Source organism: Rhodococcus sp. NKCM2511, assembly GCF_014905595.1.
Lineage (GTDB): Bacteria > Actinomycetota > Actinomycetes > Mycobacteriales > Mycobacteriaceae > Rhodococcoides > Rhodococcoides fascians.
Genome location: NZ_BNHJ02000003.1, coordinates 204,943 through 218,088, shown reverse-complemented (window position 1 = coordinate 218,088; position 13,146 = coordinate 204,943). Strand labels below are relative to the sequence as shown.

12 protein-coding genes and 1 pseudogene are annotated in these 13,146 nt (G+C 64.9%); 4 read left to right on the top strand and 9 right to left on the bottom strand.

All coding sequences use genetic code 11. The annotated features are described in order from the left end of the window. Window positions 1–258: 258 nt before the first annotated feature. Both JLZ96_RS20550 and JLZ96_RS20545 read right to left on the bottom strand, forming a co-directional pair. Complete coding sequence (locus JLZ96_RS20550; RefSeq protein ID WP_236254186.1) at window positions 259–750, bottom strand: class F sortase; 492 nt, start codon at window positions 748–750, stop codon at window positions 259–261. A gap of 143 nt (window positions 751–893) precedes the next feature. Further along, the gene (locus tag JLZ96_RS20545) at window positions 894–1,661 is read right to left on the bottom strand and encodes a CHRD domain-containing protein (RefSeq protein ID WP_032369727.1); all 768 of its coding nucleotides are present in this window, start codon (window positions 1,659–1,661) and stop codon (window positions 894–896) included. A 143-nt stretch (window positions 1,662–1,804) separates the two neighbouring features. Here JLZ96_RS20545 and JLZ96_RS20540 point away from each other — a divergent pair, with 143 nt between their 5' ends. Together JLZ96_RS20540 and JLZ96_RS20535 are read left to right on the top strand one after the other, a co-directional pair. After that, window positions 1,805–2,338 (top strand): RNA polymerase sigma factor, encoded by a 534-nt coding sequence (locus JLZ96_RS20540; protein ID WP_236254185.1) that lies wholly within the window; start codon window positions 1,805–1,807, stop codon window positions 2,336–2,338. Then, window positions 2,335–3,096 carry an anti-sigma factor gene (locus JLZ96_RS20535; protein ID WP_201011128.1) on the top strand — a complete coding sequence of 254 codons (762 nt, stop codon included), beginning with the start codon at window positions 2,335–2,337 and terminating at the stop codon, window positions 3,094–3,096. Before JLZ96_RS20540 ends, JLZ96_RS20535 begins: the two co-directional genes overlap by 4 nt. Here JLZ96_RS20535 and JLZ96_RS20530 read toward each other — a convergent pair. From JLZ96_RS20530 to JLZ96_RS20510, 5 genes are read right to left on the bottom strand one after another with little or no spacing between them, the layout of a single operon-like run. Beyond that, window positions 3,078–5,357: an MMPL family transporter gene (locus JLZ96_RS20530; RefSeq protein ID WP_201011127.1), complete on the bottom strand. Its 2,280-nt coding sequence runs from the start codon at window positions 5,355–5,357 to the stop codon at window positions 3,078–3,080. The two genes, JLZ96_RS20535 and JLZ96_RS20530, sit on opposite strands and share 19 nt — an antisense overlap. Then, window positions 5,354–6,520 carry a hypothetical protein gene (locus JLZ96_RS20525; protein WP_167328932.1) on the bottom strand — a complete coding sequence of 389 codons (1,167 nt, stop codon included), beginning with the start codon at window positions 6,518–6,520 and terminating at the stop codon, window positions 5,354–5,356. Before JLZ96_RS20525 ends, JLZ96_RS20530 begins: the two co-directional genes overlap by 4 nt. Beyond that, entirely contained in the window at window positions 6,517–7,257 is a 741-nt protein-coding gene (locus JLZ96_RS20520; protein ID WP_201011126.1) for a phosphatidylserine decarboxylase, read from the bottom strand. Before JLZ96_RS20520 ends, JLZ96_RS20525 begins: the two co-directional genes overlap by 4 nt. After that, the gene (locus JLZ96_RS20515; protein WP_201011125.1) at window positions 7,257–7,454 is read right to left on the bottom strand and encodes a serine/threonine protein phosphatase; all 198 of its coding nucleotides are present in this window, start codon (window positions 7,452–7,454) and stop codon (window positions 7,257–7,259) included. The genes JLZ96_RS20520 and JLZ96_RS20515 overlap by 1 nt, the downstream gene beginning before the upstream one ends. 1 nt (window position 7,455) lies before the next feature. Next, the gene (locus tag JLZ96_RS20510) at window positions 7,456–8,691 is read right to left on the bottom strand and encodes an SDR family oxidoreductase (RefSeq protein ID WP_094652061.1); all 1,236 of its coding nucleotides are present in this window, start codon (window positions 8,689–8,691) and stop codon (window positions 7,456–7,458) included. Window positions 8,692–8,927: 236 nt separating this feature from the next. Here JLZ96_RS20510 and JLZ96_RS20505 point away from each other — a divergent pair. Both JLZ96_RS20505 and JLZ96_RS20500 read left to right on the top strand, forming a co-directional pair. Further along, a pseudogene (locus JLZ96_RS20505) lies at window positions 8,928–10,874 on the top strand (CocE/NonD family hydrolase). A gap of 10 nt (window positions 10,875–10,884) precedes the next feature. Continuing rightward, window positions 10,885–11,796, top strand: coding sequence for an alpha/beta fold hydrolase (locus JLZ96_RS20500; RefSeq protein ID WP_032365255.1), 912 nt, complete (start codon window positions 10,885–10,887; stop codon window positions 11,794–11,796). A gap of 71 nt (window positions 11,797–11,867) precedes the next feature. On the opposite strand, the gene rplA is transcribed toward JLZ96_RS20500, so the two are convergent. Together rplA and rplK are read right to left on the bottom strand one after the other, a co-directional pair. Beyond that, window positions 11,868–12,587, bottom strand: coding sequence for a 50S ribosomal protein L1 (rplA, locus tag JLZ96_RS20495; RefSeq protein WP_027498276.1), 720 nt, complete (start codon window positions 12,585–12,587; stop codon window positions 11,868–11,870). An 82-nt stretch (window positions 12,588–12,669) separates the two neighbouring features. Beyond that, the gene (rplK, locus tag JLZ96_RS20490; RefSeq protein ID WP_008713829.1) at window positions 12,670–13,104 is read right to left on the bottom strand and encodes a 50S ribosomal protein L11; all 435 of its coding nucleotides are present in this window, start codon (window positions 13,102–13,104) and stop codon (window positions 12,670–12,672) included. Between the last annotated feature and the right edge of the window lie 42 nt (window positions 13,105–13,146).

The window sequence follows — 13,146 nt, the reverse complement described above, 5'->3', positions numbered from 1 at the left end:
GCACACGGGGCGTGAACAAGTGGCAGCCGAAGCTGCACGACAGGTTCCCTACCGCGTTCTCCTGCGTGGGCCGTCCGAAGCGATCTCGGACCTTCAACCGCACACCTGTCAGGAAATTTCCCTCGAGAAGGCGGTGACCAACGGTCTTGGGTAGAACTTGATTGGGCGGAACGAAAGAAATGCACGCACTGCGAGCACATTCCTTCTGGACCGTCGACCAGGCTACAACACCTCGGGGGTCAACTCCAAAACGATCGGCTACTGCCGCACCCCGTAGACGACCAGGTTGCGTTCGTAACTGCCCACGGTCGCATCGAAATCGCCCGAACAGGTGATCAACCGGATCTCGTCGCCGGGCACCGCGCCGAACACCGACGCCGTCGGGAAGTCCGCCTTGCCGTGGTCGCCGATGCGCTCGATCCGATAGTCCGCTCGGCCACCTGCTTCGTCGCCGACCGTGACGATATCGCCCGGGTTCAGATCCGACAGCCGATCGAACACCGCAGGCCCGGTAGTCGAGTCGACATGCCCGGCGAACACCGTCGGACTGCCGATCCCACCGGGTCGGCCACCGCCGGTGAACCACCCGACGTCGTCGTAGTCGGTGGGTACCTCCATCTCGCCGCTGTCGGCAATACCCAGGCCGACGAGCCCCTCGTCGAGCGCGATGGCAGGAATGCTCAGGCGCATCGGGATCCGCCAATCCCCCACTACGCCGGACAGTTCGGGCGAGGGCACGGGCACGGGCACGGGCGACGAAGAGGACACCGTCGGGGCCGGCTCAGGTTGTGACGACGGTGGCGACGGTGGCGACGCACCACATCCCGTCACCACCGCCGTCAGAACCGCAGCCGTCAGAACCGCGGCCGCGAGTGCAGCCCGCGTGGGGAGCTTCAGCTCTGCACCCCGCGGGTGCGCCGTGCCACCAACGTCACGCCCGCGACAGCCATCGCGCCGAGGGCTACCGCGCCGACGACGGGAGCTGCGGAACCGGTCGCCGAATCGGATGCCGCGGCGAGCGCCGCGCCGCCACCTCCGGTTGCTACCGATCCGACCGGAATCCGGGTCAGCTGTCCTCGGACCGCTCCGGCCGAGAAGTCGACGGTGTGGGTGTCGGCCGCGAAGCCTGCTGGGTCGGCTTCGATCCGGTCCAACGTGAATCCGGTACCGCTGTCTGCATCGGCACCGGCCGGGGTCAGACCGGTGGTGAACGGACCCTGCATGCAGCCGTTGCTGTTGCGCGGGCCGTCCCCGACGGGGGTCGGGTTCGGGAACGCGAGGCGCGGCGGTCCCGCTGCACCTGCTGCGGCCTGGTGGATATGAGTAGCCGTCTTGGCCGGGCTCATGTAGTCACCTGTCACACCGTTCAGCGAGATGTCGTAGCAGATGATGTCGAGGTCGGAATTGATCCGCAGCGTGAAGGTGCCCATCGCGCCCGGCTGACCCGGAGTGGCCACGCCGTCACCGTTCAGAACCTGATCGGGCGTGGCCATCGCGGTGAATGCGCTGGTGAAACTGTCCGGTTCGGCGACCGGGGTGTCGGCAGCGGCCGGGCCCGCCGAGAACAGCAGCAGCGCCGCCGCGGTGGCCGTACCGCCGACGAGTGCCGTGGCGGATCTACGAACGGACGCCGCCCGGCGTGTAGTGGAACGTGTGATCATCTCGTGTGCCTTCCATGAAAGTATCGGGCAGGCGAGCCCGTACACGGTGTACGACGGTCGGCGCGTAGATGTTCAAATATCGGTAAAGAAATATTCCAGTCTTGGATATGAACGCCTGCGGGGCCGCAGACGTAATCACTGTCATGAGCATCGGGAGCGTGATCGAGCTGAACTTCGATGTCGCGGCCGCATACGACCAGCACGCGTCGGAGATGCTCGGTTACGCCGTCAATGCCCTCCGCGATCGAGCCCTCGCCGAGGATTGTGTGCAGGAGACGTTCCTGCGGGCCTGGCGGGCCAGAGCGCGCTTCGACCCGAGCCGAGGTTCACTTCGCACGTGGCTCTTCGCGATCGAGCGAAACGTCATCGTCGATCTCGTTCGGTCCCAGGCGAGAGTGCCTGCGACGACATCGGACCGGCCCGACGAGCACGAACGCGGACCGAGCGCCGTCACGCGCGACACCACCGCCGACACCGACGAGCGGCTCCGCGTCATCGCGGCACTGGCACAGCTCTCGCCCGACCACCGCGAGGTCGTCGTGGCCGTGCACGTATCCGGAAGCAGCTACGCCGAACTGTCGGAGTCGACCGGAGTGCCGGTACGCACGCTCCGCACCCGCGCCTTCTACGCCCTGAACGCACTACGCAGAAACCTCGACAGAAAGGAGGACCGATGACAGCCTCACCCGATCGGCGAGCAGAGCTGATCGCTGCAGCAGTCGGCGACGATCTCGACGATGCCGAAGCCGGCGAACTTCGCGCGCTGGCCGCGTCGGACCCCACGGTCGACACCGAGATCGCTGCACTGCGCGCGACGACGGAGCAGCTCGAACGCCGGGGCCCGAACCTGCCGTGGCTCGACTCGACTCCGCCGCCCGGACTCCGCGAGCGAATCCTGGCCGCCACCCAGAACGCCGACAACGCCGTTGCCCCTGGGCGTTCGGGCAGCTCCGGATTGCAGCCGGTCGCCAGGCCGCGGTTCGGTGTCAGGAACGGGTCGGCCGGGTTGGCCGCTGCCGCGGCCCTCGTCGGCGTTGTCGTCGGCAGTGCAGCAGTACTGGGCATCGACGCATACCGCTCCGAGCCCGGTGAACCCCAGGTCGTGGTCACCGGACCACCAGGAACTCTCGGGGCCTACGAGGAAATATCGTTCACCACCAGCGGACCGACTGTCGACGTCGAAGGCGGTCTCGTCGCCCACACGTGGGGAACGGAAACCGTCCTCGAAATGGACGGCATCTCCGAGGGCGGTCCGTACGACGTCGTTCTCGTCGACCGATCGGGCGTCGACCGGCCGTCCGGCACGTTCCTCGGCAGCACCGTCACCATCGAGTGCCGGATGAATGCCGCCGTCCTGCGCGGCGACGTCGCCGAGATCGAGATCAGGGGTTCGGACGGAGTCGTACTCGCGTCGGCTCAGGTGCCGTCTGCCTGAACGCTTGTCTCGGAACGCAATCCGGGCCACCAATTTCGCTCGCCGAACAGCTTCATCATCGCCGGCACCATCATCATGCGCACCAGAACCGCGTCGAACAACACGGCGACAGCGAGCGCGAACCCGAACTGTTGGAGTTCGAGAACATCGGCAGTGAGGAAGCTGGCGAACACGGCGATCATGATCGCGGCCGCAGCAGTGATCGGCCTGGCGGTGTGCTCGAGGCCGTCGACAATCGCGGTGTCGTTGGCGCTGGTGTTGTTCACGCTGGGGTCGTTCACGCTGTGTCGGTTGCGATGCGAGACGAACACCTCGCGCATCCGGCCGATGAGAAACACCTCGTAATCCATCGACAGACCGAAGACCACGGCGAACACGGTGACGGGCAGATACACCTGGATGTAGCCCGGACTGTCGAATCCGAGTAGCGACGATCCCCATCCCCACTGGAACACCGCCACCGTCGCACCCAACGCCGCGCCGGTGACGAGCACATTCATGGCGACCGCCTTGATCGGAATCACCACGCTCCGAAAGACGATGCCCAGGTACACCAGCGAGAATGCCAGCACCGCGAACACGACCCACAGGAATTTGCTCGAAATCTCCTGGGAGGCATCGACGACGAGGGCGGTGGTTCCGCCGACGGACACGGTGGTGCCGTCGCGGTCTGCGGCAACAACTGCCTGCGACCGGATCGACGCGACCAGGTCGGAGGCCTCGGTCGAGTCGATCGGCACCGCGGGCACCACGATCAGCAACGTGCGGCCGGAGTCCTGTTGCGCCAGGGCGTAGTCGACGCGACCGTCGGCTCGGATGTCGTCGGCGAAGACCGCGACCGTGGCCGCCTGCATCGGTTCGAGGGGACGGTCACCACTGCCGGTGAACACGACGGTGATCGGCGAAATCGTCCCAGGAGCGAACTTCTCGGTGAGGACCGTGTTGGCCCGGCCGCTCGGCTCCGCGGCAAGGGCGTCGGCTCCGAGGTCCACCCCGTACTGGATGGTCCCGATCGGCACCAGGCAGGCCAGCAGCACGGCTGCGGTGACGGCCGTGTAGCGCCACGGGCGTTCGATGACGTGTCGCGCCCACCGTGACCACCACGTGGGTATCGCGGCATCGTGCTCACCGACCGCCGGAGGCTGAAACCTCTGCGGTAGCGACAGTGTCGAGATTCGCGGGCCGAGGACCGCGAGAATTGCCGGTAGCAGCGTCCAGGCCACCACGACGACGCACGCCACCGTCAGCGCTACGACGAACGAAATACTCTGCACGGCAGGAACATCGACGATCGCCAGAGCACCGAGCGAAATGAGTACGACCAGACCGGAGATGACGATCGTGTGGCCCGCCGTTCCCATCGCGGCCCCGACGGCCGCATTCGTACGCCCCTGACCCGTGGCGTCCCCCGGCAGCGTGGTGCGGTCCATTTCCTCTCGAAATCGGCTGACGATGAAGAGCGCGTAATCGATGCCCAGACCGAGACCGAACATCGACGCCACCGTCGTCACGAGGACGTCGAAGGTCATGACGTGCGAGAGCAGCGAGAACACTCCGAACGCCGCCAACACTCCGATGCCCGTGGTGACGAGCGGCACGATGCCGGCGACCACGGATCCGAGAGCCAGGATCAACAGCACGAATGCCAGTGGTAGGCCGATACTTTCGGCCCGGACGGCGTCGTCGGACTCGACTTTCGTCAGATCGACGGTCATCGGCGAGTAACCGGTGACCGCCACGTCGATACCGCCGGCGGACGCCCCGTCGATGAGCTTCTGCATCCGTTCTGCTGTCGCGATCCGGTCGCGAGGGTCGCCGCCGAAACCGACGAAAGCCAGTGCCGACGTTCCGTCCTCGGAGATCTGGGGCACGAATCCGGCCGTCTCGTAGGGATCGACGACCCGCAGCACATCCGGGGATTGCCGCAGCGCAGAGACGGTCTCGCCGACGCGTTCGCGGAAAGCGGGATCTGCGACGCGGACCCGATCCGACGTGAACGTGACGACGAGCTGCTCGGACCCGAACGAGGAGAAGTGCTGTTCGACGAGCGCGTCGGCGCGACTCGATTCGGTACCGGGGACGGAGAAGTTGGCACCCACCAACGAGTTCTGCAGTGCCGGATAGAGCGCAGCAGAACCCACCGCAAGCAACAGCCAGACGGCCAGCACGAGCCACCTGTGACGGCCGACCGTTTGCCCCCAGCGGTCACCGATGTCGAGCCTGGTCTGCGCACGGTCGAGCACCACCGTCCGATCGATCATGGCCGAGGCAGCTCGAGATCGCGGTTGTAGATGCGGTACGTCCGGTGCGGAGTCTGCTCCATGCGGGTCAGCACCGATCCCTTCATCCAGGGGCTGTCGTCGAGCACCGGCGCTGCCTCCACCCGGGTGTAGCCGAGATCGCGCATCCGCACCGACAACTCCATGATCAGCAACGACGACACCGCGCGATCGGGGCAGTCCGGATCGACGAACAGCATGTCCACCCGCACCCCGTCGATGACGTCCGTCCGGCTCGGCTTCTTGACGTGCCACAGCGTCACCAGGTCTCGCAGCCACCGCGACTTCAGGTGCGCGGCCTTGGCCGCGGCCTGATTGACGTCCGGGATGCCCATCAGAAATCCGACGGGCTTGCCGTCCAACTCGGCCAGCAGGGTGAGCCGTCGATCGAGGACCGGAAGCATCATCTTCAGCAACTCGAAGAGTTCGACGAACGACAGTGGTGAGAAGCCCCAGAAGTTCACGAACGTCTTGTTGTAGAGATCGCGCACGATGCGCGCGTCGCGGCGAACCGTTCGGTACTTCATGGAGCGGAACGTCACTTCCGAACGCGCCTTGATCTTTTCGAAGATCTGCATGTGCCGCGCATATTCGGGGCGGTTGTAGATCACGCACGGATCGTCGAACAGGTAGCTGTAGAAGTCCTTGATCCCCACGAGCCCCCACTTCTCGAAATGGGCTGCGTAGTACAAAGGATTGTGCGGCATGCCCACCAACGGAAGGGCAGGCTCGTCGTCGACGACGATGCCCGCGCTGTAGAACATCGACGGACCGAAAGGCCCGGACATCGCGCCGAGCCCGCGCGCGGCAAGCCACGCCGCCGCGGCGTCGAGCAGGCCGGTGGCGACCTCGTGATCGTCGACGGCCTCGTAGAACCCGAAGAAGCCGATGGATTCACCGGTGTACTGGGTGAAGCTCGTGTCGTGGATGGCCACGACTCGTCCGACGACGACCCCGTTCTCGCGTGCGAGGAAGGCCGCGATATCGCGGGTCGACGCGATGGCGACCGGCGGCGAAATCAGGATCCGATCGAGATCCATGGGTTCGTCGGGCAATCGGTACGGATCACCCTGGTAGACGAGATCGGTGACAGCCTTGAATTCGTTCCAGTCCTGGGTGGACTCGACCCGGTCGACAGTGATCATCGTTCCTTCTCACATGAGGTGTTGTCTGCCACCGGGATTGGTGAGCGGGCGACGACGCTCTCCCCCGCGAACACGTACTGACCCGGTCGGACGGTGATGGTTTCGGCGAGAGCGTCGGGGACGAACACGTCGCATTGAGACCCGAAGCGGATCATCCCGTACTGCTCGCCGCGTTCGACGGTGTCGCCGACGGCGACGTGCGCGACGATCCGGTCGACCCACAGATCCGCTATCTGTGTCACCGTCACCACCGACCCCGACGAATGTTCGATGGAGATGGTGAGCCGCTCGTTGCTCAGTATGTAGTCGCACCCCTCGTCGTACGGGGTGCGCCGCGTCAACAGGTTCGCTCCCACTCGCGCCATCGACTTGTTGAACGGTGCCGCGGAGCGATGACGCCGCATGCCGATGGTGCCCGAGATCGGAATCCTGTTGCGGTGCACCGAGTATTCGGACATGTAGATCCCGATGAGGTATCCGCTCTCGGTCGCTGCCACACCCGCGATCTCGTCCAGCGGAATGGTTCTGCCCTTCTTGACGGCGAATGCCGTCGAACCCGCGTCGACGCGTTTGACGTACGTGACGAACCCGTCGGCGGGTGCCAACACCGACAGCGGATCGGCCGGCGGAACGCGATGCGGGTCTCGGAAGAAGAACCGGGTGCGCCAGTACAGGAACAGCCCGAACGGCGCCGCCACGGCGACACCCACACCGACGAGTGCTCGTCCGAGCGACATCAGAGATGTCGCTGTTCGTCGATGCTCTCCGACCACGTCACGAACGCGTCGGCTGCCCGGTGACGTAGCGCACCGGGCAGCAGCCCGAGGGCTGCACACACGACGTAGAAGCCAACGGAGAGAACGGCATTGGTGACCTCGTGGCCGAGGGAGAGTTCCCGCAACCGCACCGAGGTCGGCTCGAATCCGTCTGCCACGTCAGTTGACGACAGGGGTGAGCGTCTTGAGCTGGGCCTTTTCGAAGTACAGCTCGAAGAGCCTGCGGTGATCGCACCAGGAGGTGTCGTGGTCGACGGGCAGGATGGCCTCGGGCTTGTGCACCAGCCGCATGAGCTTGTCGATGTTGTCGGCGAGCATGGTCTCGGCGAACCGAGGAGAGATACGGACGCTGACGCGTTCGACGAACTCGTCCCAGCTCACCAGGTCGAGGCCGAGGAGCTCGGCGTACAGGTCGTGTCCGTAACCGGTCGGGTTACTGGGCAACAATCGGGTGAGCGGGTGGCTCCGCAGTGCGTTGCCGGCCATGACGTCGCACATCACGTCCACCGGGACGTAGTTCATTCCCGGCCCGTCCCAGATCGCGCCGGCGGCGATCGCCAACTCCACGATGCGCCAGAAGCTGTAGACGCGGCCCGGATCGAGGCCCAGGTCGGTACTGCCGAGGATGTAGGGGGCCTCGGCCAGCGTGACGGAGTACGTGTCCGACATCGACAACCACCCGAGCAAGGTGGCATTGACCCACTTCATCTGGGCGTACCCGGAGTACCACCACGAGTCGGGACGACGAAAGTCCTCGGGCTTCTGGTAGAGATGCGCGCCGATGCTGCCGACGTAGGTCAGATGCTTACGGGCCGAGGTGATGCTGAATTCGAGGATGCGCAGCACGCTGACGAACCAGTCGTCCCGCAGCTCGGCGTAGCTCTCGGTGTAGTCGGTCGAGCTGGCGCAATTGAAGATCTGGCCCACACCGGCTGCGAGTTCGAAGTACCCGGCCTTGTCCAGACCGAAGCGGAACGAGGTCGGCGTGCCTTCGACGATCCGAATCTTGTCTGCATCGACCGTGATCTCGTACTGATCGAACGTGCGCTGGAGTCGCTCGAGGGCCGACTCCTCCTCGGTGGAACGAACCACGGCGTACACGACGTCGACGGCGGAGTCCCGGGTGAGACGACCGATCAGATGCGCGCCGAGAAACCCGTTCGCTCCGAACACGAGCGCAGTGTCGGTACGCGGGGGTGCCATGCTCGCGACGCGGCGACGGGTCTCCTCGTCGATGAACGGCCGCAGCGCGGTGGGATCGCCGTTGCTGAGGGCAACGACATCGGCGTACTTGCCGGCAAAGCGAAGCCCCGGGCATTCGCTGGTGATCAGTGCGTCCGCGTGCGGCCAGATAGGCCGTTGCGATCCGTCTCCGAACAGTGCTTCTACGTGCATTCGTACTCCCCTGCAACGGTCGGTGTCCCACATCACTCGGACGGGCAGACGTTAACAACGCAGCGCGCGTCGTAGTCGCTGGTTTCGAAAGTCTGGTACGCCCCACAGCAACGCTCAACCGGCGTTGAGAATGTTCCCAACAAAACACAGAACTGAGGCCGTCTCGTTGGAGCACACCACGACCGATTCGCGTTCCACAGGACAAAGAGGGTCGTTCGAAGGTCTAATCGTTCTCCATGACCGCCGTCGAGCCCCACCCCCTCCTGAGACCCCCGCGCGACCCCAGCGGCGGCGAGGCCGCGCAGGCCTGGGCAGCGATCACGGCGCAGGCTCCGCAGTACCCACGAGTGTCCGTCTCGGCCGACGTGCGCATTCCGATGAGCGACGGAGCGGCCCTACGCGCATACGTCTTCCGCCCTGCCGATGCGTCCGGGCAGCCGGTACCGGGGACGTTCCCGACGGTCCTGAACCTGACGCCCTACAACAAGCTGCTGATCAAAGGCATCGATACGATCCTCGAAACACCGATACTCGGCCGAGCCATCAGGAAGTTCTCGTCGGCGTTCGACCTGACCGGTACCGCGTTCGACGGCATCACCGAAATCACCCGTGTGGTCGCGGGCGGAGCCGCGGATCTGTTGTCGGTCAACCGCCACCTCGTTCGTAGCGGGTACGTCCAGATGATCGTCGACGTTCGAGGAACCGGAAGCTCCACCGGCACCTAGGACGTGCTGGGCACCCGAGAACAACTGGACTCGATCGAAGTGATCGAGTGGGCGCGCCGGCAATACTGGTGCAACGGCAGAATCGGTATGGCAGGCATCTCGTACTCTGCGATCAACGCACTGCAGGCGGCGGCCAAGAGACCCGACGGGCTCGACGCGATATTCGCCGTCGAAGGTTCGGTGGACATCGTTCGCGAGATCTTCGCAACCGGAGGCGCGACCTCGGCGTTCATTCCCCTGTGGCTCGCTGCTGTCAACGGACTCAAATGGGCACCTGCGGTGAGAGGAATCGATACCGTCGCCTGGCTTCGCGATCGCGTCCGTTCACCTGCGACCGACCTGTTCGATCTGGCCAAAGGCTTTGTCACGGGCAATGATCCACGAATCTACGACGACCCGTACTACGACACCATCAACGCCGTCATCGAGGACATCACCGCACCGACCTTTCTCTACGGCTGCTGGCACGACATCTTCGGCAGCTCCGCCCCGGACATCTACAACCGACTCGCTCTCGAACGCGGCTCCAAACAACTACTCGTCGGCGACGGCTACCACGTCAATCCCGGAATCGGTTTCGGTGAACCGGGATTCCCACCACGACTGGACGTACTCGAGCGAGCGTGGTTCGACAGGTGGCTGTGCGACATCGACAACGGAATCGAGAACTACGGGCCGGTCACCCTCCGACAACAGGGCGGCAATTGGACTGCGCACGGCCGCTTTCCGGCTCCCCAGGCACTGTCGCGCAGGCTGTATCTGTCGGCCGAAGCGTCGAACACCGCCGCCCACGCCGCCGGCGACGGCAGCCTCGCCTACGAGCCGTCCACGTCGTCCGGCGTGCTGACCGTACGTCCGTCCCTGCGTGCCGTCGTATCCCGGGACACCACACAGGTTCTCGCCGGTGTCACGGCTCTACTGGGCGGCGGCTTCACCTACGACAACCGATTCGCCGAAGGAGCCGCCGCCACGTTCACCACCGAACCCGCCCGCGCGGACGCCGTGCTGTCGGGGCCGATGAACCTGCATCTGCGCGTGATCTGCCGTGCCCGAGAAGCATTGTGGGCGATCATGATCTGCGACGTCGCCCCCGACGGTAAGTCGACCGTGCTGAGCAACGGGGCGTTGCTCGCGTCTCGCCGAGCCGTGGACGACGAGCGATCACTGTTCGCACCGAACGGCGACTACACCCGGCCGTACCACCCGCTCACCAAGGCCGCTGTGCTGCCGGTACCCGTCGGGCAGCCCATCACACTCGACATCGACATTCTCGGCACCGAAGCTGTGATCGCGACGGGCCATCGCCTCCGGCTGGCCGTATTCGCCACCGACGCACCACGGTTCATCCCCATCCTGCCGGACCTCGTTCGCACTCGACTGAAACCGCAGGACATCGCGATCGACCCACACGATCCCAGTTACCTGGTGGTTCCGGTGCTGGGCGCCCCCGACTGGTAGGAACGAGAACATGAGAATCGAACAAGGCATCGCGCCGTCGAACTCCATCGACATCGCGTACGAGGACATGGGTTCGGTCGACGACCCCGCCGTACTGCTGATCATGGGTCTGTCCGCGCAGCTGACGCTGTGGCCCATGGACTTCTGCACGCGTCTCGTCGACGCCGGCTATCGGGTGATCCGCATCGACAACCGCGACATCGGGCTGTCGACGAAGATGACGGGCAGAAAGGTGCACGGCTGGCAGATTCTTCGGCTCCTCCGGCACGAACTGGGGATGTCGTCGGACGTCCCGTACACGATCGTCGACATGGCCGCCGATGCGGTCGGCGTACTCGACCACCTCGACATCGACTCCGCGCACGTCGTCGGCGCGTCGATGGGCGGCATGATCACGCAGGTGTTCGCCGGTAGCTACCCGCAGCGAACCAAGTCCGTGTCCATTCTGTTCTCGAGCACCAACGAGGCATTCCTGCCACCGCCGGATCCCCGGGCACTACTGCCGTTGATCGGTGGCGTCGGCAAGGACGCCACGAAGGACGAGATCATCGCGCATTCCGCGAAGACGCTGTCCACGATCGGCTCCCCCGGGTTCCGGACCCCGCTCGAGGAACAGCTCGAAATCGCCCAGGTGATGTACGAACGCAACTACAACCCGTCCGGAGTCATTCGGCAGATGGCGGCCATCACCGGTACCGGCAGCCTCAAGCCCTACGCACAGAAGATCGACGCACCGACGACCGTCATCCACGGGACCGCGGACAGACTGGTGCGGCCGGCCTGTGGCAAGGCCATCGCCCGGGCGGTTCCCGGCGCGGAGCTGACCCTCATCGAGGGCATGGCACACGACCTGCCGGCCGCGTTGCTCGACCGGATCAGCGGCCTCGTGCTGGCCAACTTCGCTCGCGCGAACGCAGCCTAGATCTCGGCAGGACAGAACGACGAAGGCCGGCCTCCCACAGGGAGACCGGCCTTCGTTCGGAGCTGAAGAAATTACGCGTTCGCGTCGTCCTCGAGGAGGTTGCGAGTGCGGTTGGGATCGACCTGGACGCCGGGTCCGGTGGTGGTCGAAACGGTGACCTTCTTGACGTAGCGACCCTTCGCCGACGACGGCTTCGCACGCAGGATCTCGTCCAGTGCGGCACCGTAGTTCTCGACCAGCTTGGTCTCGTCGAACGAGGCCTTGCCGATGACGAAGTGCAGGTTGGCTTGCTTGTCGACGCGGAAGTTGATCTTTCCGCCCTTGATGTCGTTGACGGCCTTGGTCACATCGTTGGTGACCGTGCCCGTCTTCGGGTTCGGCATCAGGCCACGCGGTCCGAGGACACGGGCGATGCGGCCGACCTTGGCCATCTGATCGGGGGTCGCGATAGCGGCGTCGAAGTCCAGGAATCCGCCCTGGATGCGCTCGATCAGATCTTCTGCACCGACGACGTCGGCTCCTGCTGCCTCTGCTTCAGCAGCCTTCTCACCAGCGGCGAAAACAATAACCCGAGCGGTCTTGCCGGTGCCGTGGGGAAGGTTGACGGTGCCGCGCACCATCTGGTCTGCCTTGCGGGGGTCGACGCCGAGTCGCACTGCGACCTCGACGGTGGGGTCGAACTTGCTCGACGCGGTCTCCTTGGCCAGCTTGGCGGCTTCCAGAGGCGAGTAGAGGTTGTCCTGGTCGATCTTGGCGGCCTGCTCGAGGTAGGCCTTACTGCGCTTTGCCATGTCTTACTGTCCTTCGTTCGAGTTCAGAGTGGTTGACGAGCCTGGCCGGCTCTCCCACGTGTGATGCTTGAGAGGCTGAAAATCAGCCTTCGACCGTGATGCCCATCGAGCGAGCAGTGCCGGCGATGATCTTCGCGGCCTGATCGATGTCGTTGGCGTTGAGGTCTTCCTGCTTGGTCTTGGCGATCTCGCGCACCTGATCCATGGTCACCTTGGCGACCTTGGTCTTGTGCGGCTCGCCGGAGCCCTTCGCCACGCCTGCAGCCTTGAGCAGCAGCTTGGCAGCGGGAGGAGTCTTCAGCTTGAAGTCGAACGTACGGTCCTCGTAGACCGAGATCTCGACGGGCACGACGTTGCCGCGCTGCGACTCGGTCGCGGCGTTGTACGCCTTGCAGAACTCCATGATGTTGACGCCGTGCTGGCCCAATGCGGGGCCGACGGGCGGTGCCGGGTTGGCGGCACCGGCCTGGATCTGAAGCTTGATGATCCCGGCTAGCTTCTTCTTCTTCGGGGGCATGTCTTGTTTCCTTGTATTCGCTCGGGTTTCTTGCGGTTGCTA

Coding starts and splice junctions, on each gene's coding strand:
- JLZ96_RS20545 (WP_032369727.1), bottom strand. CDS start 1,661: ATGATCACACGTTCCACTACACGCCGGGCGGCGTCCGTTCGTAGATCC.
- JLZ96_RS20540 (WP_236254185.1), top strand. CDS start 1,805: ATGAGCATCGGGAGCGTGATCGAGCTGAACTTCGATGTCGCGGCCGCA.
- JLZ96_RS20535 (WP_201011128.1), top strand. CDS start 2,335: ATGACAGCCTCACCCGATCGGCGAGCAGAGCTGATCGCTGCAGCAGTC.
- JLZ96_RS20530 (WP_201011127.1), bottom strand. CDS start 5,357: ATGATCGATCGGACGGTGGTGCTCGACCGTGCGCAGACCAGGCTCGAC.
- JLZ96_RS20525 (WP_167328932.1), bottom strand. CDS start 6,520: ATGATCACTGTCGACCGGGTCGAGTCCACCCAGGACTGGAACGAATTC.
- JLZ96_RS20520 (WP_201011126.1), bottom strand. CDS start 7,257: ATGTCGCTCGGACGAGCACTCGTCGGTGTGGGTGTCGCCGTGGCGGCG.
- JLZ96_RS20510 (WP_094652061.1), bottom strand. CDS start 8,691: ATGCACGTAGAAGCACTGTTCGGAGACGGATCGCAACGGCCTATCTGG.
- JLZ96_RS20500 (WP_032365255.1), top strand. CDS start 10,885: ATGAGAATCGAACAAGGCATCGCGCCGTCGAACTCCATCGACATCGCG.
- rplA (WP_027498276.1), bottom strand. CDS start 12,587: ATGGCAAAGCGCAGTAAGGCCTACCTCGAGCAGGCCGCCAAGATCGAC.
- rplK (WP_008713829.1), bottom strand. CDS start 13,104: ATGCCCCCGAAGAAGAAGAAGCTAGCCGGGATCATCAAGCTTCAGATC.